The organism is Salmonella sp. A29-2 (genome assembly GCF_020150755.1).
GTDB lineage: Bacteria > Pseudomonadota > Gammaproteobacteria > Enterobacterales > Enterobacteriaceae > Salmonella > Salmonella enterica.
Window position 1 is genome coordinate 962677 of the sequence record NZ_CP083731.1, and the last position, 24732, is coordinate 987408.

Below are 24732 nucleotides of genomic sequence, written 5' to 3' on the forward strand. Positions count from 1 at the left end.
ATGGTTGGTAATCCTTTGTGGTGACGATAATTCAGACAAAAGGTAGATGATTCGCCGCAAATGGTCGTTTTTTTAAATTTTGGTTTGTCATGAATGGTGTTGATGCTGAGAGATAAAGTATGATGAAATGAAGTAGTTAAATTTAATTAATTAAAGGTATTCATGGAAATGGATGTAGATAGAGAAGCTACAAAGATTTTGGTGAATCTAATGTAATAACTTCTCTATACAACGGAGTTAGAATAATACCCGTTATCCAACCAATCCAAAACGTTTACTGTAATAGCTAGCTTCTCCGGCATCAGATACCAGCACAATCTGTCCGGAAGGGCGATGGTGGCGTTTTCTGAAACAGGCTAATGTTTCCTCATCTGGACATTGGAATGTACCAGAATTTTTTTGCCACCATGATTTTCGGACGGATAAGCGACTTTTTTCCCAGCAGAAATCTATTTCATCAACTAAAGGGCGTAGCTGTCCATCAATGTCTTTTCTGGCGAGATAAACATCAACACTCTCTTCACCCAGACGGGTAGAAAATTCTCTATCTTTATCCCATAAAAAGTCGCTGGCTTCTCGATCGTAACCGAGATCGTAACGTAATAAATTTTGCGCAGCCACTGAACGTTGGCTAAGGACTTTGCCAAAGGCAACGTCAGAGATCGTCTGCAAGCCTGCTGGCGCAGCAATTTTCTGCTCGTATACGCCGTCAACGAGTGCTCTGGCATTATCCGGCATACGGATCTCACCATGTTGACGCAGCAGCGCCTGGGTACGCCACAGGCAGGCATGATCGGTGTAAACAAAGCCGGTACCTTTTAGCTCTTGCCCCAACCAGCCCTCTTCTGCCTGCTCCTGCCAGTGAGGGGCCAGAATATGCAATATTGGTGGCTGGCGTTCATCCGGAAGCGTAGATTTTCGTTGCCCATGGGCATCGCGGATATGGCGTTGCAGGCGACCGGCGCGCTGGATCAATAAATCAATCGGCGCCAGATCGGTGATCATCCAGTCAAAGTCCAGATCGAGACTTTGTTCAACGACTTGTGTGGCGATTAATACCTTACCACGTCGTTCAGAAACGGGGGCATTGTTACCAAACCAGTTTAACGTTTTATTTTCAATAGCAATACGATCGATAAAAGCAAAACGGCTGTGGAAAAGCAAAAGATCCTGCTGTGGAACGATTTCCTCGTGTAGCAACTGCTGGTAAGTATCCAGCGCATCATCAACCGTGTTGCGGATCCAACAAATGCACTGTCCGGTTGCCACAACGCGATAAATAATGTCCAGTGCTTCCTGGCGCTGCTGTATCCAATTAACGGCTACAGTCCTTTGGACTTCGGGACGTGTGGCCAGTGGTTGCTCTAACAGACCGGAGGAAGTGAGGTGGCTTAACCATGGATAACCCGCGTTATCGCTACCACCAGCGCTCATAAATCCCGCGCCATCGCTAAACGCATTAAGTAATTTTTCCCGTAAAGCGGCGGGAAGAGTGGCGCTCAGAATAATAGCGCTACCGCCCTGGGCGGCATGGAAGCGCAATAAACCTTCCAGCAATTTAACCATATAACCATCATAGGCGTGCACTTCATCCAGCAGCAGGATTTTGTCGCGCATCCCTAGCAATCGGAGCGATTGATGGCGAAAAGGCATCACCGCCATTAAGAGTTGATCCAGCGTACCTACGCCGACTTCCGCCAGCAGCGCTTTTTTGCGTGAATCTGCAAACCAGGTATGGCACTCAGTAGTCGCGTTGCCATCATCACGGGCATAATCTTCAGCTATATTTTCTGTTGGCTGCCAGATGGATTGTCGGAAAGAGTCCGACATTTCTCGCCCACCGTGTGCCAGGATGAGCGATGGCCTGGACTCATCGGTAAATAGTGCATGATAAGCCGATGCCAGGCGCTGATACATGGCGTTTGCGGTGGCCATTGTCGGCAACCCAACATAGAGACCGTGGCCTTTATTGGCTGACATTAAGCGGTGAGTCAGAATCAGCGCGGCCTCTGTTTTGCCTGCTCCGGTAACGTCTTCCAGGACAACCAGCTGTGCACCGGGTGCTGAAATATCCAGTTCGCTTGCCCGTTGCTGAAGAGGGGTGAGCGTCTGAATGAACGGAAATAATGCCCGGTGATCTTGATAATGGCTGTGCTGAGATAACGGCGGCATTCGGAGGATGGCCTGTTGGGCTTTTTCACAAGCGAGAGGCCAATAATCTTTCAATGACATGGCGCTGCTGAGCAGTGGAAACTGGCTTTCATCCGAGCCCATCCAGTCGGCAAGGGTGACAAGCCCAGCGAAAAACCAACTGTGCTGTTTTAAACATTTTCTCCCTGCTTTGGTTTTCCACTCCTGAGGTAGAGTGAAAGGAAATAATTCACTTAATGCTTCCAGATAATGCGTTGCTGCGACAATGTCTTCATCGGTGAATGCCAGCGAGCTTCTGTTTTTCATGGTGTCCGGTGGGATGCCATGGTGCCCGGTGCTAATAAGCATCCAGCTATTTAAAGCGCTTTCAAACCTGGCGCGATTTTCTGGTTCAATACCTGCGATAATTTCATTACTGCCTGAACTCCACGCTTCAAATAATTTACCCCATAAATAGAAGCCTAAGGAATCATGTCTCTCAAACGCGGAAACACCGCTAACGGGAGAGACTAAGGGAGAGTTTGGGAATTCGGCGTATTTTTGAAATCCTCTGGCGAATTTTCCGATATCGTGGCTGGCAAGAAACCAGATTATCCAGTTTTCTGCATTTATACCTGAGATATTACATTCCTTTAATATATTACATGAATTGAATATATTGTTTTTTATTATGTATTTCCCGCATGCAGCAACGTCCAGGCAATGGTATGCCAGTAAATGATAATTACAGATTATGTTTTTTGTTGATTTATCAGTTTTCCCCCAATAGCAGAGGTAGTCCAGATATTCTATCTGTGTCATCTTTTTCCTGTAGCAGGGGGATTACAATGAAATCGATAATAAATTGGGATACGGGTAATTGGCCAGTTTTTTTGTCTGGATTAGGTTATCCCCGCTGGCGCGGGGAACGCTGCGCTATTAAGACTGTATTTACGGTTTATCCCATAATTTTAGGGAACGTATTAAAGATAACAGATAACTATAAAAAATACATAGTCTGATTTAAGACTGTATCTACTTTTTATTTATATTTTCGTCTTCGAGAAAATGTAGTATAACTCCGATGACAGTATTTAAGAGATACCTCAGGACGGAACCTACCTATAGGTAGGTAATATTCCAAATTGGCTTAATAAATAGCCCTGCAGGAGTAAAGGTATGGATTTAACCAAAGAGAAATGGCTTCCCGTCATATTCTCAAACGGCGATAAAAAGAAAATATCATTACGCGATCTTCTGGATAACCGCATTCAGGATCTTGCCTATCCTCGGGCTGATTTTCAGGGGGCGGCATGGCAAATGCTGATTGGTATTTTACAATGTACCGTCGCGCCGGAAGATAAAGAAGAATGGGCAGATATCTGGCATGAAAGTATCGAATTCGAACAATGGGAGAAGGCGTTAAATACGATTTCTCTGGCTCTACAGTTCGGCGAGCAAAAACCTTCCTTCCTGCAAAGTTTTGATCCTCTCGATAGTGAATATGGTTCTATTGCCGGGCTGCTGGTGGATGCGCCGGGCGGGAATGCGCTCAAGCTCAATAAAGATCATTTTGTAAAACGTGGCAACGTAGAACAAATATGTCCTCACTGCGCGGCGATAGCGCTATTTGCGATTCAAACCAATTCACCTGCCGGCGGGGCGGGTTACCGGGTAGGGATGCGCGGCGGTGGTCCGCTGACTACGCTGGTGGTACCGCAGGAAGAAGATAAATATCCACTATGGAAAAAACTTTGGCTTAACGTTTTGCCGCAGGAAGAGCCGCCGAATGTTACACAGCATCCACTCATTTTTCCCTGGCTTGCGCCGACGAAAACCAGCGAAAAAGCGGGGAATGTGGTCACACCGGATAATGCGCACCCCTTGCAAGCCTACTGGGGGATGCCGCGGCGCATAGAACTGGATTTCACCCACACTGTGGCAGGTATCTGCGATTTGTGCGGGGAGCATCACGAATCACTGCTACTGCAAATGCGTAGTAAAAATTATGGCGTTCAGTACGACAGTTGGCTACATCCCTTCTCCCCATATCGGCAGGCATTGAAAGATCCATCCGCACCCTGGCTGGCGTTTAAAGGGCAGCCGGGCGGGTTAAGTTATAAAGACTGGTTGGGGCTGATGCTCAATCGTGAGGATAAGTTCAACAAAATGCAGCCTGCAAAGGTCGTTCGTGCCGCTGGTCAGCGGAACAAAATGAGCCTGTGGTGCTTTGCCTGGGATATGGATAAGGCCAAGGTCCGCTGCTGGTATCAGCACCGTATTCCGCTCATTAGCGTTTCGCACGAAGAGCAATTTCTCGCTGTGCTTAACATTGTGCTGGTGCTGGCTAGTGAGTCGCTGTCGCTGTTACGGAACGCGTTAAAGAGCGCCAAATTCGATTGTCCGAAAGAAGCCAAAATGGATTTCAGTATGGTGGATATCGCCTTTTGGCAGGAAACCGAACCCGCTTTTCGGGCGTTGCAAGAGGCGCTGGCTGTCGATCCGCTTCGGCAGGATACGCAGACTCGCCACGCAGTAAGTCAGTGGGAGGCGGAATTAGCACACTATCTATTTCACGTTTTTGACCGTGATGCCCTGACCAACCCCGACTGCCCGGACGATATCCTGCAGCGCCAGCTGACGGCCCGACAGGATTTAGCCAGCAGCTATCGTAAACATAAAGCGCGCAAGGATGTGTTGGCGCTGGTCGAATAACAGAAGGAAGCCAAATATGCTGAACAGCAATACCGCAGCGTTATGCAGAATTCTCCACCCCGATGCGCAGAAGGCGCTACTTGACTGGTTTGCTACGCTGTCTGAGCGTTATGAGCACAAGGATGGTAAACGAGTCAACGGTCGCGCCTGGCGGGCTGAGTTGAAAAGAATGGCGCCGCCATATGGCGTAATGATATGTGAAGGGCATGACGCTCTCCGCCAGGCGCTGCTTAAACATATGCGACTGCAACCTCTTGATGAGATGGCTCTGGCGCTGTTTGTCAGCGTCGCTGTGCATATTAAGAGCCATAAGGCGAATATTAGTTTCGCTGCACAATTAGGGGAAAAGCTTAAAGGTTCCACGTCGTGCGTTTCTGGTCTGCGTTTTGAACGTTTGCAAAAAGCGTCCGACCCGGAAACATTTTGCCAGTTGTTGATTCAGGCAGTGAAGATTCGCGGTACGGAGGGGGTGAATGTTCTTTCACTTGCCGATGGCATTTTCCTGTGGATGGAAGAGTGGCAACGACGCGAAAACCATCAGCCGGAATTCCGTAACCCCTTTGAACGAAATCGCATCCGTTGGGCGAACGAATATCTTTCCACGTCGCGTGGCAAATAATCATTTTTAGAAGGATTTGATAATGACAACTTTTATTCAACTGCATTTATTGACTGCTTATGCGCCCGCTAACCTGAATCGTGATGAGTCTGGCAGACCGAAGACCGCGTTTATGGGAGGAGTTGAGCGTTTACGCGTATCGTCGCAAAGTCTGAAGCGTGCCTGGCGGGTGTCGGAAACTTTTGAAGCGGCAATGGATGGTTTTATGGGTAAGCGTACTCGTCGAATTGGCGTGGATTATGTTTATCGTCCGATGAAAGATGCCGGAATTGAAGAAAAAATTGCTAAGAGTTCGTCTGAGTTAATCGCTAAGCAATTTGGCAAGCTTAAAAGTGATAAAGATGCGAAACCGGAAAAAAATCTCGAAATTGAGCAGATCGTTCACGTCAGTAACCATGAAATTAGTTTGATTAAGCAACTGGTTGATACGCTAATTGCCGACAAACGCGAACCTAACGATGAAGAAGTGGAGTTGTTGCGCAAAGAGCAGCGTAGCGTAGATATGGCGCTGTTTGGCCGTATGCTGGCGTCATCGCCTGAGTTCAACGTCGAGGCTGCTTGTCAGGTATCCCATGCGTTGGGCGTAAGTGCCGTGACCGTTGAGTCTGATTTTTTCACCGCCGTTGACGATCTGAATAATAAAGAGGAAGACGCAGGTTCCGGGCATATGGGCGAGCAGGGTTTTGCCTCGGCGCTTTTCTACACCTATGTCTGTATCAGCCGCGATCTGCTGGTGGAAAACCTGGGTGGTAACGAAGAACTGGCGAAGCGTACTATCGCGGCACTCACTGAAACAGCGTTAACCGTCTCGCCAACCGGTAAACAAAACAGCTTCGCTTCTCGTGCCTATGCCACCTATGCGTTGGCCGAAGTCGGGCAAAAACAACCGCGTTCTCTGGCGGCGGCATTTTTCCAGCCGGTACGCGATACCGATCAAATTCCTGCGGCAATAACCCGTTTAAAACAGCAGCGCGCCAGCTTCGATAGCGTATACGGAAACTGTGCAGACGATTATCGCGAGTTGAACGTTCAGGAAGGTACGGGATCTCTGGCGGAATTACTGGCCTTTGTTAGCCAGTAAGGATGAATAATGAAGGAATATCTGGTTTTTCAGCTCTATGCGCCGCTGGCGTCGTGGGGGGAAGAAGCGTCTGGCGAGATTCGCCACTCAGCTACGGTTCCCACGCGCTCTGCGCTATTGGGTCTGCTTGCCGCAGCGTTAGGAATTCGTCGCGACGAAGAAGCGCGGCTGAATAACTTTAACCGGCACTATCATCTGGCGGTGCACGCGTTGGCTTCACAAGATCGCTGGTTGCGAGATTATCACACCGTTGGCGCGCCGCGAGAAAACAAAAAGTATCGTTATTACACGCGCCGGGATGAACTGACTCTTGCGCCGGATGAAGTGGGGACGCTTATCTCGCAGCGAGAATATCGCTGCGACGGCTACTGGCATGTGGCAATAAGCGCCACGCCTGATGCACCACATTCGCTTAGCGAATTGCGAGAGGCGCTGCTGACACCGCATTTTCCGCTCTATCTGGGGAGAAAATCCTGCCCGCTGGCGTTACCGTTAGCGGCGCGTTTAATGACCGGCACCTTAAAAGAGGTATTCACCCATGCTGTGGAGGAGATTTCCGCAGCAGAATTAAGTGGATTTACCCTGCGTGAGGGCATTTGTTATTGGGATGATCCTGATGAGGAGAGTCTGGTCTGGCAACAAAAGCAGCATAGCAATAACCAGCCAGTTAGCCGCCAACGCTGGCAGTTTGGCGGCTACACCCGCTTCAATGGGCCGTTGCAGGAGAGAACATAATGTATCTTTCTCGTATTCAACTCCGGTTTAATAATTTGCGACCGGAGATGTTGGCAAAGTGGAATTCAGCCAGGCCTTATGCCAGCCACCAGTGGTTATGGCAGCTCTTTCCGGAACAGGAATTGCGTCAGTTTCTGTTTCGCGAAGAGGCGCATGGCGGCTTTTTTATGCTCTCGGCAATACCGCCGTTATTGCAGCACTCCCTGTTTCTTATTGAAACCAAACCATTTAATCCGCAACTGACAAATGGTCTTGAGCTTGATTTTCAACTACGAGCTAACCCGGTGATAACCCGTAACGGTAAGCGCAGTGACGTGATGATGAACGCGAAACATCAGGCGAAGGCGAATGGTGTGGAGAAAGAGCGGTGGTGGGAGCTTCAACAGCAGGCCGCGCAGGCGTGGCTGGAACAACAAGGGCAGCAGCATGGTTTCCGGTTGATTGCACCGGAACCTAATGATTTCGCTATGTGGGCTGGTGACGAGTACAGTGAATTGCAGGCGCATTGTGGATGCGTGCAAGCGTATCAGCAGCATCGTTTTGTCCGTAAAGACCAGGAAACCCCAATCACTTTCAGTAGCGTTGATTTTAGCGGTGCGCTCTGTATCACCGATGCAGCACTGTTTAAACAGGCTTTATTTTCCGGATTAGGTAAAAGTAAAGCGCTGGGCTGCGGAATGCTGATGGTAAAAAGGAAACGCTGATGAGCTGGCTGCCGCTGAATCCCATCCCGTTGAAAGACCGTGTTTCGATGATATTTCTCCAGTACGGACAAATAGATGTGATCGACGGTGCGTTTGTGCTTATCGATAAAACGGGTGTACGTACCCATATTCCTGTTGGATCGGTGGCCTGCATCATGCTGGAACCGGGGACGCGGGTTTCCCATGCCGCCGTGCGACTTGCGGCAACGGTGGGTACGTTACTGGTGTGGGTGGGGGAAGCGGGCGTACGCGTTTACGCTTCGGGGCAGCCTGGTGGTGCCCGTTCCGACAAATTGCTTTATCAGGCGAAACTTGCACTGGATGAAGATTTGCGGCTGAAGGTCGTGCGTAAAATGTTTGAATTACGTTTTGGCGAACCCGCGCCGAGCCGTCGTTCTGTAGATCAATTGCGTGGTATTGAGGGGAGCCGTGTGCGGGCAACCTATGCACTACTTGCTAAGCAGTATGGCGTGAAATGGCAGGGACGTCGCTACGATCCGAAAGACTGGGAGAAAGGCGATGTCATTAATCAGTGTATCAGCTCGGCAACCTCCTGCCTCTATGGCGTAACGGAGGCGGCAATACTGGCTGCCGGATATGCGCCCGCGATTGGATTTGTGCACACCGGCAAGCCGCTTTCTTTTGTCTATGATATTGCCGATATCATTAAATTTGAGACCGTTGTACCGAAAGCATTTGAAATTGCGCGACGTAATCCTGCCGAGCCTGATCGTGATGTCCGTATTGCCTGCCGGGATATCTTCCGCAGTGGAAAAACATTGGCGAAATTGATTCCTCTTATTGAAGATGTTCTCGCGGCAGGGGAAATTCAACCGCCGTTACCTCCTGAAGATTCACAACCCATAGCGATCCCTCTTCCTGTTGCGTTGGGAGATTCCGGTCATCGGAGTACCTAACGATGAGTATGCTGGTTGTCGTTACCGAAAATGTTCCTCCTCGTCTGCGGGGGAGGCTGGCCGTCTGGTTACTGGAAATTCGAGCTGGTGTGTATGTTGGTGATGTTTCCGCAAAGATCCGCGAGATGATATGGCAACAGGTTTCCGTTCTGGCAGATGAGGGAAATGTTGTTATGGCGTGGGCGACAAATACAGAATCAGGTTTTGAGTTTCAGACTTTTGGTGTAAATCGACGTATTCCGGTAGATCTTGATGGACTGCGATTGGTGTCGTTTCTACCTGTTGAAAATCAATAAGTTATAGATCTTTAAAAATTAGGAAAAGTTGGTGGGTTTTTTGTGCGCTAAAAAAGTATTTAAATTCAATTGGGTAGATTTAGAGTGTTCCCCGCGCCAGCGGGGATAAACCGTTTTTTATAAATCTGGCGAACCTGCACCCCCTGTGTTCCCCGCGCCAGCGGGGATAAACCGCTCTCAGCCCCTCCGGGGCGCCCCGTGATAATGTGTTCCCCGCGCCAGCGGGGATAAACCGCATCCCCCCTCTTTTCCCCGGGTGTTTGTTGGGTGTTCCCCGCGCCAGCGGGGATAAACCGACGGTAGGAATATTCACGTTTTTTAAATCGGAGTGTTCCCCGCGCCAGCGGGGATAAACCGACGTGACCGCCGAAATGATTGCGGAAATCGCCGTGTTCCCCGCGCCAGCGGGGATAAACCGCGCGCCCACCGTTCAGCCCTGGAAAAAGCGGCGTGTTCCCCGCGCCAGCGGGGATAAACCGCCGCCTTCACCCAGCCCGCCGGACATCTGATCGTGTTCCCCGCGCCAGCGGGGATAAACCGAGGGCTGGCTGACGCGCACCGAGCGCCGCAACGTGTTCCCCGCGCCAGCGGGGATAAACCGAAATTTATGAGGAAAATTATGTCAGACAGTAAGTGTTCCCCGCGCCAGCGGGGATAAACCGAGGAGTTGTTAGGCCAACTGTATAACGATTTAGTGTTCCCCGCGCCAGCGGGGATAAACCGAGATGACCATCCCACCAAGCAGGCGAAGAAAAGTGTTCCCCGCGCCAGCGGGGATAAACCGGTGCCGCTGATTTTCGTAACGCCTCAATGTATGTGTTCCCCGCGCCAGCGGGGATAAACCGAAAAAACAATGGTTTTACCGTCCGGCTGAACAGTGTTCCCCGCGCCAGCGGGGATAAACCGCCGATGATCCAGAAAGTCACAAATGCGAGGAGGTGTTCCCCGCGCCAGCGGGGATAAACCGAGGGGTTCAGGGGCGAGCGGGCGTTAAAGCGCGTGTTCCCCGCGCCAGCGGGGATAAACCGCAGACCAGGGAGTTTCTGGCCGAACTGGAGAGGTGTTCCCCGCGCCAGCGGGGATAAACCGATGTGCGCATTATTGCTAACCATAGAGACTCAGTGTTCCCCGCGCCAGCGGGGATAAACCGGGCGACGGCACAAAACGCTCAAAACTCATAACGTGTTCCCCGCGCCAGCGGGGATAAACCGTGTTGGCTGGTAACCACCGCAGATCGTCACCTGTGTTCCCCGCGCCAGCGGGGATAAACCGACCAGGGGGTTTTTTCCACGTATCGCCGCTGCGTGTTCCCCGCGCCAGCGGGGATAAACCGAACAGTGGTTTTAGGTTGTCGGTGCTGATCCCGTGTTCCCCGCGCCAGCGGGGATAAACCGCCCTTTATCTTAGCCGCCAGAACCAGAACGCCGTGTTCCCCGCGCCAGCGGGGATAAACCGGCCCCGATAGCGTCAACTACCAGGGCCTGCAAGTGTTCCCCGCGCCAGCGGGGATAAACCGAATTCTTTTGCTTGCGCGTCGTTCATATCGAAGTGTTCCCCGCGCCAGCGGGGATAAACCGGACAATCAGGGGGCGCTGGTTGACAGTATTAAGTGTTCCCCGCGCCAGCGGGGATAAACCGTTAGTCAGGACGACTTTTACGGCTATGTAGGCGTGTTCCCCGCGCCAGCGGGGATAAACCGCTATGAGCAACGATATCACCGCACTGGCGCAGGTGTTCCCCGCGCCAGCGGGGATAAACCGCCGTAATGCTTTTATGTCCTCGCTTCGCTGCGGTGTTCCCCGCGCCAGCGGAGATAAACCGGAGGTAAAACTAACTGGCCGCGTTGTCCGTCAGTGTTCCCCGCGCCAGCGGGGATAAACCGTACGCCAGAGGAATGGCTTTCAGTGTTTTGGTGTGTTCCCCGCGCCAGCGGGGATAAACCGATATTTTGGCAACTCGTCGTACATTATCGCCAGTGTTCCCCGCGCCAGCGGGGATAAACCGTGATATTTTTGGTTATTTGCGATTTAGTTTTTGTGTTCCCCGCGCCAGCGGGGATAAACACGTTTCACCAGCATATCAGGACGTTTTTTCCGCCTTCGCCAGCTCTTTTACCAACGGCAGCATTATCCGCACTACATCGCGGCTACGGCGCTCAATCCGCTCAGGCAGCGCCTTGTCAATATGCTGTTGATTATCAAGCCGTACGTCGTGCCAGCTATTGCCGTTCGGGAAGGATGCATTTTTCACGCGTTGCTGGTATCCGTCTTTTTTACCCAGATTCCAGTTCGTCGCCTCAACAGAAAGCACCGATATTCCCGCTTTATCGAAAACCTCCGCATCATTACAGCAACCCGTTCCTTTGGGGTAGGATGGATTGCGTCCCGGATTGGTGTTGGCGGCGATACCATAACGGCGCGCAATCGCTAATGCCCGATCGCGGGTCAGTGTACGCACCGCTTCAGGCGTATTTTTCCCGCTATTAAAATAGAGCTTGTCGCCAACAATCAGGTTATCGAGATTAATCACCAGCAGCGTATTTTTCTTCTCAGCGTCACTCATTCGTTTGAGTAAATTTTCCGCGCCTAGCTTTCCCTCTTCTTCCCCGCTGGTGGCGATAAAACGAATCCCATAATGGGTCGGTATATCTTTCAGACGCGCCGCCAGTTCCAGCATAACGCCTAATCCCGCGGCATTATCATCCATTCCCTGTAACGTTAAACCGCCCAGATTGGCATCGACATCAGCGTCGCTCTGCGGAGCGTAGGTATCCAGATGCGCCATAATGATGATCTGCTGCGGCACGCGCCCTTCATGGGCGGCGATGACCGTACTGCCCGTCACGTTATGCCAGTTTTTGCGATTATCCTTCGTGGTATAAATAAATCGGCTATTAAACGTTCGAATATCGCTTTGGTATCCCATCTGGGTAAATTGTTGGCGTAAATAATCGGCAGACAACATCTCGGCGGGGGAGCCAGTCATTCTCCCGGGAAAAAAAGTGGCGATATGTCGTGCCTGAGTATTCGCTATTTCACCAGGCCCTGGTGATGCTGCTTGTGCAGGAAGGATAAAGCCTACGCCGAGCGCCAGAATGACGGCAAAGCGGCGCGTTGCGGAAAACATAATGAGTCCTTAAATACAGAACAAAATTTTACGTGGCTAGTATGAAACCGCGATCGTGTTAATACAATTTCATTTGCTCCTAAATGCTGGCAATCCGGTACGTTAAGCATTTTTTGATATTGGTTTTTGGGCCGCGTTATTCCTTTGAGGAACTACTCATTCCAATTCGTCATTTCATTCACTCTCCTGCGCTCCCTATAGTCGTGTAATCGAAATGTTTAGCAAAAAACGGTATTGCAAAGGAACGGTTATGGATCAAAAACGACTCACCCACCTGCGGCAACTGGAGGCGGAAAGTATCCACATTATCCGTGAAGTGGCAGCGGAATTCGCTAATCCGGTCATGCTGTACTCCATTGGTAAAGACTCCAGCGTCATGCTGCATCTGGCGCGTAAGGCGTTTTATCCGGGTACGTTACCGTTCCCGCTATTGCACGTTGATACCGGTTGGAAATTCCGTGAGATGTACGCCTTTCGCGATCGTACCGCCAACGCATACGGCTGCGAATTGCTGGTACATAAAAATCCGGAAGGCGTGGCGATGGGCATCAATCCGTTCGTTCACGGTAGCGCTAAACACACTGACATTATGAAAACCGAAGGGTTAAAGCAGGCGCTGAATAAGTACGGTTTTGATGCCGCGTTCGGCGGCGCACGGCGCGATGAGGAAAAATCCCGCGCGAAAGAACGTATTTACTCCTTTCGTGACCGTTTCCATCGCTGGGACCCGAAAAATCAGCGGCCAGAGTTGTGGCGTAACTATAACGGTCAGATTAATAAAGGCGAAAGTATACGCGTCTTCCCGCTCTCCAACTGGACTGAGCAGGATATCTGGCAATACATCTGGCTGGAAAACATCGACATCGTGCCGCTGTATTTGGCTGCTGAACGCCCGGTTCTGGAACGTGACGGCATGTTGATGATGGTGGATGACGATCGTATCGATCTCCAGCCTGGCGAAGTCATCAAAAAAAGGATGGTGCGCTTCCGTACACTTGGCTGTTGGCCGCTCACCGGGGCGGTGGAATCCCACGCGCAAACGCTGCCGGAAATTATCGAAGAGATGCTGGTTTCTACCACCAGCGAGCGCCAGGGGAGGGTGATTGACCGCGATCAGGCGGGGTCGATGGAGCTTAAAAAACGTCAGGGGTATTTCTAAGGAGCCGCCATGAACACCATACTTGCACAACAAATCGCCAATGAAGGCGGCGTCGAAGCCTGGATGATGGCCCAACAACACAAAAGCCTGCTGCGTTTTTTAACCTGTGGCAGCGTTGATGACGGTAAAAGTACGCTGATAGGTCGTTTGCTGCACGATACCCTGCAAATTTATGAAGATCAGCTCTCTTCTCTGCATAATGACAGTAAACGTCATGGCACGCAGGGAGAAAAACTCGATCTGGCGCTGCTGGTAGATGGGCTGCAGGCCGAGCGTGAGCAGGGCATTACTATTGACGTCGCGTACCGCTATTTCTCCACGGAAAAACGAAAATTTATTATCGCCGACACGCCGGGCCATGAACAATATACTCGTAATATGGCGACCGGGGCGTCCACCTGCGATCTGGCGATCCTACTGATCGACGCGCGTAAAGGCGTGCTGGATCAGACGCGTCGCCATAGCTTTATCTCCACTCTGTTGGGGATCAAACACCTGGTGGTGGCAATCAACAAAATGGATCTCGTTGACTACCGCGAAGAGACCTTCGCCCGTATTCGTGAAGATTACCTGACCTTTGCTGAACAGTTGCCGGGCGATCTGGATATTCGCTTTGTCCCGCTTTCGGCGCTGGAAGGGGATAATGTCGCCGCGCAGAGCGCGAATATGCGCTGGTACAGCGGTCCGACGCTGCTGGAAGTCCTGGAAACGGTAGACATACAGCGTGCGGTAGACCGTCAGCCGATGCGCTTTCCGGTACAATACGTCAATCGCCCGAATCTTGATTTTCGGGGGTATGCCGGCACTCTGGCGTCTGGTAGCGTCAAAGTCGGAGAGCGCATTAAAGTGCTGCCGTCTGGCGTGGAATCCAGCGTGGCGCGTATCGTCACTTTTGATGGCGACAAAGAAGAAGCCTGTGCGGGCGAAGCCATTACCCTGGTACTCAACGACGACATTGATATTAGCCGCGGCGATCTGCTGCTGGCGGCAAACGAGACGCTGGCACCTGCGCGGCACGCCGCGAGCGATGTGGTATGGATGGCGGAACAGCCGCTGGCGCCGGGCCAAAGCTACGACGTTAAACTCGCGGGTAAGAAAACCCGCGCGCGTATCGAGGCTATTCGCTATCAGGTTGATATCAACAATCTGACTCAACGAGACGTCGAGAGCCTGCCGTTAAACGGTATTGGTCTGGTAGAGATGACATTCGATGAGCCGCTCGCGCTGGATATTTATCAGCAAAATCCGGTGACGGGCGGACTGATTTTTATCGACCGACTTTCTAACGTCACCGTGGGCGCTGGCATGGTGCGGGAACTGGACGAACGCGGAGCGACGCCGCCCGTGGAATACAGTGCGTTTGAGCTGGAGCTGAATGCGCTGGTACGCCGTCATTTTCCGCACTGGGACGCCCGCGATTTGCTGGGAGATAAACATGGCGCTGCATGATGAGAACGTGGTCTGGCACTCTCATCCCGTTACTGTCGCCGCTCGTGAACAGCTCCACGGCCACCGTGGCGTGGTGCTGTGGTTTACCGGACTCTCCGGTTCGGGAAAATCAACGGTGGCCGGCGCGCTGGAAGAGGCGTTACATCAGCGTGGCGTCAGTACCTACCTGTTGGATGGCGATAATGTGCGCCACGGTTTGTGCCGTGATTTAGGCTTTAGCGATGCCGATCGCCAGGAAAATATTCGGCGGGTAGGCGAAGTGGCCAGTCTGATGGCGGACGCTGGCCTGATTGTTTTGACGGCATTTATTTCTCCGCACCGCGCCGAGCGGCAACTGGTAAAAGAGCGCGTCGGCCACGATCGTTTTATCGAGATTTATGTCAATACGCCGCTGGCTATCTGTGAACAGCGCGATCCTAAAGGATTGTATAAAAAAGCGCGCGCGGGCGAGTTGCGTAACTTTACCGGTATCGACGCCATTTACGAAGCGCCTGACTCGCCCCAGGTTCATCTTAATGGTGAACAATTAGTAACAAATTTGGTTTCCCAATTATTAGACCTGCTGAGACGGCGCGATATTATCAGATCCTGAGACACCACCGGGCTTGTATGCCCGGTATGGTCAAGGTTACAGGATTTAATATGCGTAATAGCCATAACATTACTTTCACAAGGTCAGACGCCTTCATGGTCGACGATGACGCCACCAGTGCATTTCCGGGGGCGGTGGTCGGCTTTGTGTCATGGCTGCTGGCGTTGGGGATCCCTTTTCTGCTTTATGGCCCTAACACGCTGTTTTTTTTCCTCTATACCTGGCCCTTTTTCCTCGCGTTAATGCCGGTATCGGTGATTATCGGCATTGCGTTGCATCTGCTGGTAAAGGGCAAAATACTTTTTAGCATCATGTTTACTCTACTGGCCGTAGGCGCGCTGTTCGGCGCGTTATTTATATGGCTATTAGGGTAGACGGGTTATCAGTGCGCCTCCGGTCATAATTCAAACCGTAACCAACAATGAGATTATGTTCTCCTTACTCGGGTATACGTAACATCCGGCAAATGTGGTACATTTGCCGGCGTTGTCGCGGCAATCCCGTCCTGAATGTGGAGTCACAGAGGACGTTATGGGATGATGATGCCGTTTTTCAGGGGGCAGGATGGGTAAACTAACGCTGCTGTTGCTGGCTTTACTGGTCTGGCTACAGTACTCGCTGTGGTTCGGTAAGAACGGCATACATGACTATAGCCGCGTCAACGATGATGTGGTCGCGCAGCAGGCGACAAACGCCAAACTTAAAGCGCGTAACGATCAGCTTTTTGCCGAAATTGACGATCTCAATGGCGGCCAGGAAGCGATTGAGGAGCGCGCGCGCAACGAACTTAGCATGACAAAACCGGGCGAAACCTTCTATCGTCTGGTGCCTGACGCCTCAAAACGCGCGGCAACGGCGGGGCAAACTCATCGATAAACCATCCAGGGATTTAACATGGCAGCCACTTTATTGGACGTTTGCGCCGTGGTGCCGGCGGCCGGATTTGGCCGCCGAATGCAAACAGAATGTCCTAAGCAGTATCTCTCAATCGGTAATAAAACCATTCTGGAGCACTCAGTTCATGCGCTGCTGGCGCATCCTCGGGTGACACGCGTTGTTATTGCTATCAGCCCTGGCGATCATCGCTTTGCCCAACTTCCGCTGGCGAATCATCCGCAAATCACCGTTGTGGATGGCGGCAACGAACGCGCTGATTCCGTTTTGGCCGGGTTGCAGGCCGTTGCAAAGGCGCAGTGGGTGCTGGTGCACGACGCGGCAAGACCCTGTTTGCATCAGGATGACCTTGCGCGGTTGCTGGCTATCAGCGAAAACAGCCGGGTCGGCGGTATCCTCGCCAGTCCGGTGCGCGACACCATGAAACGCGGCGAACCGGGGAAAAACGCTATTGCCCATACCGTAGAGCGCGCCGATTTATGGCACGCGCTCACCCCGCAGTTTTTCCCCCGCGAACTCTTGCACGATTGTCTGACGCGTGCGCTGAATGAAGGCGCGACCATCACCGACGAAGCGTCAGCGCTGGAGTATTGTGGTTTTCATCCGGCGCTGGTAGAAGGTCGCGCGGATAACATCAAGGTCACCCGTCCGGAAGATCTGGCGCTGGCGGAATTTTATCTGACCCGAACCATCCACCAGGAGAAAGCATAATGCGAATTGGACACGGTTTTGACGTACACGCGTTTGGCGGAGAAGGGCCGATTATTATTGGCGGCGTGCGTATCCCTTATGAAAAAGGGCTATTGGCGCATTCCGATGGCGATGTGGCGTTACATGCGCTGACCGATGCGCTGCTGGGTGCGGCGGCGCTTGGCGATATCGGCAAGCTCTTCCCGGATACCGATCCGGCATTTAAGGGAGCGGATAGCCGCGAACTACTGCGTGAAGCCTGGCGTCGTATTCAGGCGAAGGGGTACACCCTCGGCAACGTAGATGTCACCATTATTGCGCAGGCGCCGAAAATGCTGCCGCATATTCCGCAAATGCGCGTCTTTATCGCCGAAGATCTCGGCTGCCATATGGATGATGTTAACGTGAAGGCGACGACGACGGAAAAGCTCGGATTTACCGGACGCGGAGAAGGCATTGCCTGCGAAGCGGTCGCGTTGCTGATGAAGGCGGCGAAATGACAGAGTTTGACAATCTCACCTGGCTGCACGGAAAACCACAAGGTAGCGGATTGCTGAAAGCGAATCCGGAAGATTTTGTGGTGGTTGAAGATTTAGGCTTTACGCCGGATGGTGAAGGCGAGCACATTCTGCTGCGTATTTTGAAAAACGGTTGCAATACCCGTTTTGTCGCTGACGCGCTGGCGAAATTCCTGAAAATTCACGCTCGCGAAGTGAGCTTTGCCGGGCAAAAAGATAAACACGCCGTTACCGAGCAGTGGCTGTGCGCGCGCGTGCCGGGGAAAGAGATGCCCGATTTCAGCGCCTTTCAGCTGGAAGGTTGTAAAGTACTGGAATACGCGCGTCACAAGCGTAAGCTGCGTTTAGGCGCGCTGAAAGGCAATGCCTTTACGCTGGTATTGCGTGAAATAAGCGATCGCTGCGATGTCGAAACACGATTGCAGGCGATTCGCGATGGCGGCGTGCCGAACTATTTTGGCGCACAGCGATTCGGCATTGGCGGCAGCAACTTGCAGGGCGCGCTGCGCTGGGCGCAAAGTAACGCGCCGGTGCGCGATCGCAATAAACGCAGTTTTTGGTTGTCGGCGGCACGTAGCGCGTTGTTTAATCAAATTGTTCACCAGCGGCTGAAGAAACCAGACTTTAATCAAGTTGTTGACGGCGATGCGCTACAATTAGCGGGGCGTGGAAGCTGGTTCGTCGCGACATCTGCAGAACTGCCTGAATTGCAGCGCCGGGTAGACGAAAAAGAGCTGATGATTACAGCGTCGTTGCCGGGCAGCGGAGAGTGGGGAACACAGCGTGCGGCGCTGGCGTTTGAGCAAGATGCCATTGCCCAGGAAACGGTGTTGCAATCGCTGTTGCTGCGCGAAAAAGTAGAGGCGTCGCGCAGAGCGATGCTGCTTTATCCGCAACAATTAAGCTGGAACTGGTGGGATGACGTTACCGTCGAGTTACGTTTCTGGCTGCCCGCAGGCAGTTTTGCCACCAGCGTAGTAAGGGAACTGATCAACACAATGGGTGATTATGCGCATATTGCTGAGTAACGATGACGGGGTTCACGCGCCCGGTATACAAACGCTGGCGAAAGCGCTGCGTGAGTTTGCTGATGTACAGGTCGTAGCCCCGGATCGTAACCGCAGCGGCGCGTCTAATTCCCTCACGCTGGAATCTTCGCTTCGTACTTTTACCTTTGATAATGGCGATATCGCCGTACAGATGGGGACGCCGACCGATTGCGTCTATCTGGGCGTTAATGCCTTAATGCGTCCGCGTCCGGATATTGTCGTTTCCGGTATTAACGCGGGTCCGAATCTGGGCGATGATGTGATCTATTCCGGTACAGTCGCCGCGGCGATGGAAGGTCGTCATCTCGGCTTTCCGGCATTAGCGGTCTCCCTTAACGGCTATCAGCATTATGATACGGCTGCAGCCGTGACTTGCGCGCTTTTGCGAGGGTTAAGCCGGGAGCCGTTGCGTACCGGGCGTATTCTCAACGTGAATGTCCCGGATCTACCGTTAGCGCAGGTTAAAGGCATCCGCGTGACTCGCTGTGGTAGCCGCCATCCAGCGGATAAAGTGATCCCGCAGGAAGATCCGCGCGGTAATACATTGTACTGGATTGGCCCGCCGGGCGATAAATACGATGCCGGGCCGGATACCGATTTCGCGGCGGTGGATGAAGGCTATGTCTCCGTCACGCCGTTGCATGTGGATTTAACCGCGCACAGCGCGCATGATGTGGTTTCAGACTGGTTAGACAGCGTGGGAGTTGGCACGCAATGGTAAGTGGACGTGTACAGGCTCTTCTTGAACAATTGCGCGCGCAGGGCATCAGAGATGAGCAGGTGCTTAATGCGCTTGCCGCAGTGCCGCGCGAGAAATTTATTGATGAAGCGTTTGAACATAAGGCCTGGGAAAATATCGCTTTGCCGATAGGCCAGGGTCAGACGATTTCGCAGCCCTATATGGTGGCGCGAATGACGGAGCTGCTCGAACTGACGCCGCAATCCAGGGTGTTGGAAATTGGCACCGGTTCCGGCTATCAGACGGCGATTCTGGCGCATCTGGTACATCACGTTTGCTCCGTTGAGCGGATTAAGGGGCTGCAATGGCAGGCGCGCCGCCGCCTGAAGCAGCTCGATTTACATAATGTTTCTACCCGTCATGGCGATGGCTGGCAAGGCTGGCAGGCGCGTGCGCCGTTTGACGCTATCATTGTGACGGCCGCGCCGCCGGAAATTCCTACCGCGCTCATGGCACAGTTGGATGAAGGCGGCATTCTTGTTCTGCCCGTGGGCGATGAGCAGCAGTTTTTGAAACGCGTGCGTCGCCGGGGCGGCGAATTTATTATCGATACCGTGGAGGCCGTTCGCTTCGTCCCGTTAGTCAAGGGAGAGCTGGCCTAGTTTGCCCTGCAAACACCCACTCTTACGCCTGATGAAGCCGAAACGAATACCTGGAGTTTTCCTGGTTATTCCCGGTGGGTTAAGCGTATCGTGAACACATTTTCCCGTGTTCACTTAATGCGTTGCACGGTTCTTACGTCACTGGTTGTTAACCAAATTTTTTCCTGGGGGATAAATGAGCGCGGGAAGCCCAAAATTCACCGTTAGTCGCATTGCGGCACTATCACTGGTTTCACTATGGCTGGCAGGTTGTACCAGTTCGTCAAACCCTCCGGCGCCGGTCACGTCTGTGGACAGTGGTTCGTCATCAAATACCAATTCCGGGATGTTGATCACACCGCCGCCAAAAATGGGCGCGACGACGCAACAAACGCCGCAACAAGCGCCGCAAATTCAACCCGTTCAGCGTCCTGTAACGCAGCCCATGCAAACTCAACCGGTCACGGAACAACCCGTGCAGATGGAAAATGGGCGAATTGTATACAATCGCCAGTATGGGAATATTCCGAAAGGTAGCTATACGGGTGGCAGTACTTACACCGTGAAAAAGGGTGATACGCTTTTTTACATCGCCTGGATTACCGGGAACGATTTCCGCGATCTGGCCCAGAGAAACAGTATTTCTGCCCCGTATAGCCTGAATGTAGGGCAAACTTTGCAAGTTGGTAACGCATCCGGCACGCCAATTACTGGCGGAAATGCGATCACCCAGGCGGATGCAGCACAGCAAGGAGTTGTGACCAGGTCTGCACAAAATTCCACCGTTGCAGTTGCGTCTCAACCAACAATTACGTATTCTGAGGGCTCAGGTGAACAAAGTGCTAACAAAATGTTGCCAAACAACAAGCCTGCTGGGACGGTTGTCACAGCGCCTGTAACGGCACCATCGGTAAGCACGACCGAACCAAATGCAAGCAGTACGTCAACCAGCGCGCCGATTTCCGCATGGCGCTGGCCGACGGATGGCAAAGTGATCGAAAACTTTGGCGCTTCCGAAGGGGGCAATAAAGGGATCGACATTGCAGGCAGTAAGGGACAGGCTATCGTCGCAACCGCTGATGGGCGCGTCGTATATGCCGGTAACGCACTGCGTGGTTACGGTAATCTTATTATCATCAAACATAACGATGATTACCTGAGTGCCTACGCCCATAATGATACGATGCTGGTCCGGGAACAACAGGAAGTTAAGGCGGGGCAAAAAATCGCTACTATGGGTAGCACCGGCACCAGCTCTACACGCTTGCATTTTGAAATTCGTTACAAGGGGAAATCCGTAAACCCGCTGCGTTATTTACCGCAGCGATAAAGCGGCGGAACCAGGCTTTGACTTGCTAGTTCCGTCAAGGGATCACGGGTAGGAGCCACCTTATGAGTCAGAATACGCTGAAAGTTCATGATTTAAATGAAGACGCGGAATTTGATGAGAACGGAGTAGAGGCTTTTGACGAAAAAGCCTTGAGTGAAGAGGAACCCAGTGATAACGACCTGGCTGAAGAAGAGCTGTTATCGCAAGGGGCCACACAGCGTGTGTTGGACGCGACTCAGCTTTACCTTGGTGAGATTGGGTATTCACCACTGTTAACAGCCGAAGAAGAAGTCTATTTTGCGCGTCGCGCACTGCGTGGAGATGTCGCTTCTCGCCGTCGCATGATTGAGAGTAACCTGCGTCTGGTGGTAAAAATTGCCCGCCGTTATGGCAATCGTGGACTGGCGTTGCTGGACCTGATTGAAGAGGGCAACCTGGGGCTTATCCGTGCAGTCGAGAAGTTTGACCCGGAACGCGGGTTCCGCTTCTCAACATACGCAACCTGGTGGATTCGCCAGACAATCGAACGGGCGATTATGAACCAAACCCGTACGATTCGCTTGCCGATTCACATTGTTAAAGAGCTGAACGTATACCTGCGCACCGCACGTGAGTTGTCGCATAAACTGGACCACGAACCGAGTGCGGAAGAAATTGCAGAGCAACTGGATAAACCGGTTGATGACGTCAGCCGTATGCTTCGTCTCAACGAGCGCATTACCTCGGTAGACACCCCGCTGGGCGGTGATTCCGAAAAAGCGTTGCTGGACATCCTGGCCGATGAAAAAGAGAACGGTCCGGAAGACACCACGCAAGATGACGATATGAAACAGAGCATCGTCAAATGGTTGTTCGAACTGAACGCCAAACAGCGTGAAGTGCTGGCGCGCCGTTTCGGTCTGCTGGGATATGAAGCTGCGACACTGGAAGATGTAGGCCGTGAAATCGGTCTTACGCGTGAACGTGTTCGTCAGATTCAGGTTGAAGGCCTGCGCCGTCTGCGCGAAATTCTGCAGACGCAGGGGCTGAATATCGAAGCGCTGTTCCGCGAGTAAGTACCCTTGTCAAAAAAAGGCCAGTCGACAGACTGGCCTTTTTTTTACCGTTTGTCTTCTGCCAGCAACGGCGGGATACTCGGCACCATTGGCGCGTCATCAATATCTTTTTGCGTCATGCGAAACGCTTGTGGATAGTGTTCGCGGCTGGTACGGCGTAACGGTTCGGTATCGCGCCAGGTATACAGACAATGCTGACACTGATATACCGTCCAGACTCCTTTTACCGGCGAAGTCGCCATGAGTTCAATATGTGCATCGGCACAGCGTGGACAAATCATCGGTTACTCCTTATTTACGGTTGGCCAGCATGGCGGTCAGCTTTTCAGCCCAGGCTTTAGTTTCCGGTAAATCAACAACCGGCTGGCTATAGTGACCACGGTTATCTGGCGCAACCGGCGTGGTGGCGTCAATGATCAGCTTGTCGGTAATCCCCGCCGGGCTTGAGCCCGGATCCAGTTCCAGGACGGACATATTCGGTAGCTGTACCAGATCGCCTGCCGGATTCACTTTCGACGACAACGCCCACATCACCTGTGGCAGATTGAATGGATCGACATCTTCATCGACCATGATCACCATCTTCACATATCCCAGACCGTGCGGCGTCGTCATCGCTCGCAGGCCCACCGCGCGGGCAAAGCCGCCGTAGCGTTTTTTGGTCGAGATGATGGCCAGCAGGCCGTGGGTGTACATGGCGTTTACCGCCTGCACTTCCGGAAATTCGGCTTTCAGCTGTTGATACAGTGGCACGCAGGTCGCCGGCCCCATCAGGTAGTCGATTTCCGTCCACGGCATACCCAAATAGAGCGATTCAAAAATGGGTTTGCTGCGGTAAGAGACCTTATCGATACGCACCACGGTCATGTTGCGACCACCGGAATAGTGGCCCGTAAATTCGCCGAACGGTCCTTCAATTTCACGTTTACGGCTTTCGATGACCCCTTCAAGAATGACTTCAGATCCCCACGGCACATCAAAACCGGTCAACGGCGCGGTGGCGATAGGATAGGGGCTTTCACGCAGCGCGCCTGCCATTTCATACTCTGACTGATCGTATTTCAGCGGCGTTGCGCCCATCAGGGTAATGATCGGATCGTTACCCAACGTGATCGCAATCGGCAGATCTTCTCCGCGCTCTTCGGCTTTGTGCAGGTGCAATGCGATATCATGCATCGGCACTGGTTGCAGACCCAGCTTACGCTTGCCTTTAACTTCCATGCGGTAGATGCCGACATTCTGCTTGCCGAAGTTATCGGGATCGAGCGGATCGCGTGATACCACACAGGCTTTATCCAGATAGAATCCGCCGTCGCCGTCGTTCAGACGAAACAGCGGCAGGATATCAAACAGGTTGATCGCGTCGCCGTCGACGGTATTTTCCGCCCAGCCCGGATTCGCCCGTCGTTCCGGCGCTACCGGAAAATTGTCCCAGCGGCGAATAAATTCATCGATCTGTTTTTTAACCGGCGTGTTAGGCGGCAAACCCAGTGAGATGGCATGGTTCTGCCAGGAACCGATGGTATTCATCGCCACGCGGGCGTCGGTAAAACCACGAATATTGTCAAACCACAGCGCGGGCGCGCCATCGCCGATGCGTCCCGTTGCGTTGGCAGCGGCGGCGAGATCCGGCTCCGCATTCACTTCCTCGCTGATTTTCAGCAGTTGTCCCTGCTGATCCAGCGCATGTAAAAAACTGCGCAAATCATCAAATGCCATTATCCATTCTCCTGTGAAAAATTTGCTGCCTGTCGCAGTCCTTGCCAGCGGCGCGCGCGCGTATGCTCCAGACCAAACTGGTCGAGAACGCGCGCTACGATGTGCTGGATAATATCGTCAACGGTTTGCGGCAGGTTATAGAACGCGGGCATGGGCGGCACTATCGCCACCCCCATACGAGAAAGCGCAAGCATGTTTTCCAGATGAATCGTGCTGAGCGGCATTTCCCGCGGCACAAGCACCAGCTTGCGACCCTCTTTCAACACGACATCGGCAGCGCGTCCCACCAGCCCCTCGGCATAGCCGGCGCGAACCCCCGCCAGTGTTTTCATACTGCAGGGGATAATAATCATGCCGTCGGTACGAAATGAGCCGGAGGAAATGGTCGCCGCCTGATCGGCCGGGCTATGACAATAATCTGCCAGGGCGGCTACCTCAGCGGGCGTGTAGGGCGTCTCCAGTTCAATAGTGGTTTTCGCCCACTTTGACATTACCAGATGCGTTTCAACATCAGGTATCGCCCGCAATGCCTGGAGTAGCTCGACGCCAAGCGGCGCGCCGGTCGCACCGGTCATCCCCACAATCAATCTCATTTCTTACCTCAAATATCGTTCGTATACGAACATTTTGATCA

General features: G+C 52.5%; 25 protein-coding genes and 1 CRISPR repeat array. Of the genes, 19 read left to right on the forward strand and 6 right to left on the reverse strand.

Annotation, left to right across the window (positions count from 1 at the left end; genetic code table 11):
• Nucleotides 1-252: 252 nt before the first annotated feature.
• A complete protein-coding gene (locus K8W53_RS04640; protein WP_023224613.1) occupies nt 253-2952 on the reverse strand; it encodes a CRISPR-associated helicase/endonuclease Cas3 in 2700 nt (899 codons plus the stop codon).
• Between the two features lie 357 nt (nt 2953-3309).
• Here K8W53_RS04640 and casA point away from each other — a divergent pair, with 357 nt between their 5' ends.
• From casA to cas2e, 7 genes are read left to right on the forward strand one after another with little or no spacing between them, the layout of a single operon-like run.
• Entirely contained in the window at nt 3310-4845 is a 1536-nt protein-coding gene (gene casA / locus K8W53_RS04645) for a type I-E CRISPR-associated protein Cse1/CasA (protein WP_023224614.1), read from the forward strand.
• 16 nt (nt 4846-4861) lie between these two features.
• Complete coding sequence (gene casB / locus K8W53_RS04650; RefSeq protein WP_023224615.1) at nt 4862-5464, forward strand: type I-E CRISPR-associated protein Cse2/CasB; 603 nt, start codon at nt 4862-4864, stop codon at nt 5462-5464.
• 22 nt (nt 5465-5486) lie between these two features.
• Nucleotides 5487-6545 (forward strand): type I-E CRISPR-associated protein Cas7/Cse4/CasC, encoded by a 1059-nt coding sequence (gene cas7e / locus K8W53_RS04655; protein WP_001537534.1) that lies wholly within the window; start codon nt 5487-5489, stop codon nt 6543-6545.
• A gap of 9 nt (nt 6546-6554) precedes the next feature.
• Nucleotides 6555-7280 (forward strand): type I-E CRISPR-associated protein Cas5/CasD, encoded by a 726-nt coding sequence (cas5e, locus tag K8W53_RS04660; protein WP_023227125.1) that lies wholly within the window; start codon nt 6555-6557, stop codon nt 7278-7280.
• Nucleotides 7280-7984 carry a type I-E CRISPR-associated protein Cas6/Cse3/CasE gene (cas6e, locus tag K8W53_RS04665; RefSeq protein ID WP_052939586.1) on the forward strand — a complete coding sequence of 235 codons (705 nt, stop codon included), beginning with the start codon at nt 7280-7282 and terminating at the stop codon, nt 7982-7984. Before cas5e ends, cas6e begins: the two co-directional genes overlap by 1 nt.
• Entirely contained in the window at nt 7984-8901 is a 918-nt protein-coding gene (cas1e, locus tag K8W53_RS04670; RefSeq protein ID WP_000118674.1) for a type I-E CRISPR-associated endonuclease Cas1e, read from the forward strand. The genes cas6e and cas1e overlap by 1 nt, the downstream gene beginning before the upstream one ends.
• 2 nt (nt 8902-8903) lie before the next feature.
• On the forward strand, nt 8904-9197 hold the full coding sequence (cas2e, locus tag K8W53_RS04675) for a type I-E CRISPR-associated endoribonuclease Cas2e (protein ID WP_000062282.1): 294 nt from the start codon (nt 8904-8906) through the stop codon (nt 9195-9197).
• Nucleotides 9198-9281: 84 nt separating this feature from the next.
• Nucleotides 9282-11262: direct repeats of the CRISPR family, unit length 29 nt; unit sequence GTGTTCCCCGCGCCAGCGGGGATAAACCG.
• 14 nt (nt 11263-11276) lie between these two features.
• On the opposite strand, the gene K8W53_RS04680 is transcribed toward cas2e, so the two are convergent.
• The gene (locus K8W53_RS04680) at nt 11277-12323 is read right to left on the reverse strand and encodes an aminopeptidase (RefSeq protein WP_023225024.1); all 1047 of its coding nucleotides are present in this window, start codon (nt 12321-12323) and stop codon (nt 11277-11279) included.
• Nucleotides 12324-12573: 250 nt separating this feature from the next.
• On the opposite strand from K8W53_RS04680, the gene cysD reads away from it, so the two are divergent.
• From cysD to K8W53_RS04730, 10 genes are all read left to right on the forward strand, one after another.
• On the forward strand, nt 12574-13482 hold the full coding sequence (gene cysD / locus K8W53_RS04685; protein ID WP_023195199.1) for a sulfate adenylyltransferase subunit CysD: 909 nt from the start codon (nt 12574-12576) through the stop codon (nt 13480-13482).
• A gap of 9 nt (nt 13483-13491) precedes the next feature.
• Nucleotides 13492-14931, forward strand: coding sequence for a sulfate adenylyltransferase subunit CysN (gene cysN / locus K8W53_RS04690; RefSeq protein WP_058654792.1), 1440 nt, complete (start codon nt 13492-13494; stop codon nt 14929-14931).
• Nucleotides 14918-15523, forward strand: a complete 606-nt coding sequence (gene cysC, locus K8W53_RS04695; RefSeq protein ID WP_001173663.1) for an adenylyl-sulfate kinase — start codon at nt 14918-14920, stop codon at nt 15521-15523. The genes cysN and cysC overlap by 14 nt, the downstream gene beginning before the upstream one ends.
• A gap of 50 nt (nt 15524-15573) precedes the next feature.
• Nucleotides 15574-15897 (forward strand): DUF3561 family protein, encoded by a 324-nt coding sequence (locus K8W53_RS04700; protein WP_001537530.1) that lies wholly within the window; start codon nt 15574-15576, stop codon nt 15895-15897.
• A 190-nt stretch (nt 15898-16087) separates the two neighbouring features.
• A complete protein-coding gene (gene ftsB, locus K8W53_RS04705; protein WP_000517480.1) occupies nt 16088-16399 on the forward strand; it encodes a cell division protein FtsB in 312 nt (103 codons plus the stop codon).
• Between the two features lie 18 nt (nt 16400-16417).
• Nucleotides 16418-17128 (forward strand): 2-C-methyl-D-erythritol 4-phosphate cytidylyltransferase, encoded by a 711-nt coding sequence (gene ispD, locus K8W53_RS04710; RefSeq protein WP_000741649.1) that lies wholly within the window; start codon nt 16418-16420, stop codon nt 17126-17128.
• Nucleotides 17128-17607 (forward strand): 2-C-methyl-D-erythritol 2,4-cyclodiphosphate synthase, encoded by a 480-nt coding sequence (ispF, locus tag K8W53_RS04715; protein ID WP_001219244.1) that lies wholly within the window; start codon nt 17128-17130, stop codon nt 17605-17607. The genes ispD and ispF overlap by 1 nt, the downstream gene beginning before the upstream one ends.
• Nucleotides 17604-18653 (forward strand): tRNA pseudouridine(13) synthase TruD, encoded by a 1050-nt coding sequence (truD, locus tag K8W53_RS04720; RefSeq protein WP_052939552.1) that lies wholly within the window; start codon nt 17604-17606, stop codon nt 18651-18653. The genes ispF and truD overlap by 4 nt, the downstream gene beginning before the upstream one ends.
• A complete protein-coding gene (surE, locus tag K8W53_RS04725; RefSeq protein WP_001221538.1) occupies nt 18634-19395 on the forward strand; it encodes a 5'/3'-nucleotidase SurE in 762 nt (253 codons plus the stop codon). The genes truD and surE overlap by 20 nt, the downstream gene beginning before the upstream one ends.
• Nucleotides 19389-20015 (forward strand): protein-L-isoaspartate(D-aspartate) O-methyltransferase, encoded by a 627-nt coding sequence (locus tag K8W53_RS04730; RefSeq protein ID WP_000253545.1) that lies wholly within the window; start codon nt 19389-19391, stop codon nt 20013-20015. The genes surE and K8W53_RS04730 overlap by 7 nt, the downstream gene beginning before the upstream one ends.
• Nucleotides 20016-20153: 138 nt before the next feature.
• On the opposite strand, the gene K8W53_RS04735 is transcribed toward K8W53_RS04730, so the two are convergent.
• On the reverse strand, nt 20154-20312 hold the full coding sequence (locus tag K8W53_RS04735; RefSeq protein ID WP_223148970.1) for a peptidase: 159 nt from the start codon (nt 20310-20312) through the stop codon (nt 20154-20156).
• Between K8W53_RS04735 and nlpD the strand changes: the two genes are divergently transcribed.
• Together nlpD and rpoS are read left to right on the forward strand one after the other, a co-directional pair.
• The gene (gene nlpD, locus K8W53_RS04740) at nt 20242-21324 is read left to right on the forward strand and encodes a murein hydrolase activator NlpD (protein ID WP_223163367.1); all 1083 of its coding nucleotides are present in this window, start codon (nt 20242-20244) and stop codon (nt 21322-21324) included. The two genes, K8W53_RS04735 and nlpD, sit on opposite strands and share 71 nt — an antisense overlap.
• A gap of 62 nt (nt 21325-21386) precedes the next feature.
• Nucleotides 21387-22379: an RNA polymerase sigma factor RpoS gene (gene rpoS, locus K8W53_RS04745; protein ID WP_000081498.1), complete on the forward strand. Its 993-nt coding sequence runs from the start codon at nt 21387-21389 to the stop codon at nt 22377-22379.
• A 44-nt stretch (nt 22380-22423) separates the two neighbouring features.
• On the opposite strand, the gene K8W53_RS04750 is transcribed toward rpoS, so the two are convergent.
• From K8W53_RS04750 to K8W53_RS04760, 3 genes are read right to left on the reverse strand one after another with little or no spacing between them, the layout of a single operon-like run.
• Nucleotides 22424-22660 carry a non-oxidative hydroxyarylic acid decarboxylases subunit D gene (locus K8W53_RS04750; protein ID WP_000562964.1) on the reverse strand — a complete coding sequence of 79 codons (237 nt, stop codon included), beginning with the start codon at nt 22658-22660 and terminating at the stop codon, nt 22424-22426.
• 10 nt (nt 22661-22670) lie between these two features.
• Nucleotides 22671-24098, reverse strand: a complete 1428-nt coding sequence (locus tag K8W53_RS04755; protein WP_000863168.1) for a non-oxidative hydroxyarylic acid decarboxylases subunit C — start codon at nt 24096-24098, stop codon at nt 22671-22673.
• Complete coding sequence (locus tag K8W53_RS04760; protein ID WP_001237180.1) at nt 24098-24691, reverse strand: non-oxidative hydroxyarylic acid decarboxylases subunit B; 594 nt, start codon at nt 24689-24691, stop codon at nt 24098-24100. The genes K8W53_RS04755 and K8W53_RS04760 overlap by 1 nt, the downstream gene beginning before the upstream one ends.
• Between the last annotated feature and the right edge of the window lie 41 nt (nt 24692-24732).

Excerpts from the sequence above, each read along its gene's own strand:
- K8W53_RS04760 (WP_001237180.1), bottom strand. The coding sequence starts at position 24,691 with ATGAGATTGATTGTGGGGATGACCGGTGCGACCGGCGCGCCGCTTGGC.
- K8W53_RS04730 (WP_000253545.1), top strand. The coding sequence starts at position 19,389 with ATGGTAAGTGGACGTGTACAGGCTCTTCTTGAACAATTGCGCGCGCAG.
- K8W53_RS04640 (WP_023224613.1), bottom strand. The coding sequence starts at position 2,952 with ATGACACAGATAGAATATCTGGACTACCTCTGCTATTGGGGGAAAACT.
- cas2e (WP_000062282.1), top strand. The coding sequence starts at position 8,904 with ATGAGTATGCTGGTTGTCGTTACCGAAAATGTTCCTCCTCGTCTGCGG.
- K8W53_RS04755 (WP_000863168.1), bottom strand. The coding sequence starts at position 24,098 with ATGGCATTTGATGATTTGCGCAGTTTTTTACATGCGCTGGATCAGCAG.
- casA (WP_023224614.1), top strand. The coding sequence starts at position 3,310 with ATGGATTTAACCAAAGAGAAATGGCTTCCCGTCATATTCTCAAACGGC.
- cas7e (WP_001537534.1), top strand. The coding sequence starts at position 5,487 with ATGACAACTTTTATTCAACTGCATTTATTGACTGCTTATGCGCCCGCT.
- cysN (WP_058654792.1), top strand. The coding sequence starts at position 13,492 with ATGAACACCATACTTGCACAACAAATCGCCAATGAAGGCGGCGTCGAA.
- cas6e (WP_052939586.1), top strand. The coding sequence starts at position 7,280 with ATGTATCTTTCTCGTATTCAACTCCGGTTTAATAATTTGCGACCGGAG.
- surE (WP_001221538.1), top strand. The coding sequence starts at position 18,634 with ATGCGCATATTGCTGAGTAACGATGACGGGGTTCACGCGCCCGGTATA.
- casB (WP_023224615.1), top strand. The coding sequence starts at position 4,862 with ATGCTGAACAGCAATACCGCAGCGTTATGCAGAATTCTCCACCCCGAT.
- K8W53_RS04700 (WP_001537530.1), top strand. The coding sequence starts at position 15,574 with ATGCGTAATAGCCATAACATTACTTTCACAAGGTCAGACGCCTTCATG.
- cas5e (WP_023227125.1), top strand. The coding sequence starts at position 6,555 with ATGAAGGAATATCTGGTTTTTCAGCTCTATGCGCCGCTGGCGTCGTGG.
- ispD (WP_000741649.1), top strand. The coding sequence starts at position 16,418 with ATGGCAGCCACTTTATTGGACGTTTGCGCCGTGGTGCCGGCGGCCGGA.
- cas1e (WP_000118674.1), top strand. The coding sequence starts at position 7,984 with ATGAGCTGGCTGCCGCTGAATCCCATCCCGTTGAAAGACCGTGTTTCG.
- ispF (WP_001219244.1), top strand. The coding sequence starts at position 17,128 with ATGCGAATTGGACACGGTTTTGACGTACACGCGTTTGGCGGAGAAGGG.
- rpoS (WP_000081498.1), top strand. The coding sequence starts at position 21,387 with ATGAGTCAGAATACGCTGAAAGTTCATGATTTAAATGAAGACGCGGAA.
- cysC (WP_001173663.1), top strand. The coding sequence starts at position 14,918 with ATGGCGCTGCATGATGAGAACGTGGTCTGGCACTCTCATCCCGTTACT.
- K8W53_RS04750 (WP_000562964.1), bottom strand. The coding sequence starts at position 22,660 with ATGATTTGTCCACGCTGTGCCGATGCACATATTGAACTCATGGCGACT.
- truD (WP_052939552.1), top strand. The coding sequence starts at position 17,604 with ATGACAGAGTTTGACAATCTCACCTGGCTGCACGGAAAACCACAAGGT.
- ftsB (WP_000517480.1), top strand. The coding sequence starts at position 16,088 with ATGGGTAAACTAACGCTGCTGTTGCTGGCTTTACTGGTCTGGCTACAG.
- K8W53_RS04680 (WP_023225024.1), bottom strand. The coding sequence starts at position 12,323 with ATGTTTTCCGCAACGCGCCGCTTTGCCGTCATTCTGGCGCTCGGCGTA.
- cysD (WP_023195199.1), top strand. The coding sequence starts at position 12,574 with ATGGATCAAAAACGACTCACCCACCTGCGGCAACTGGAGGCGGAAAGT.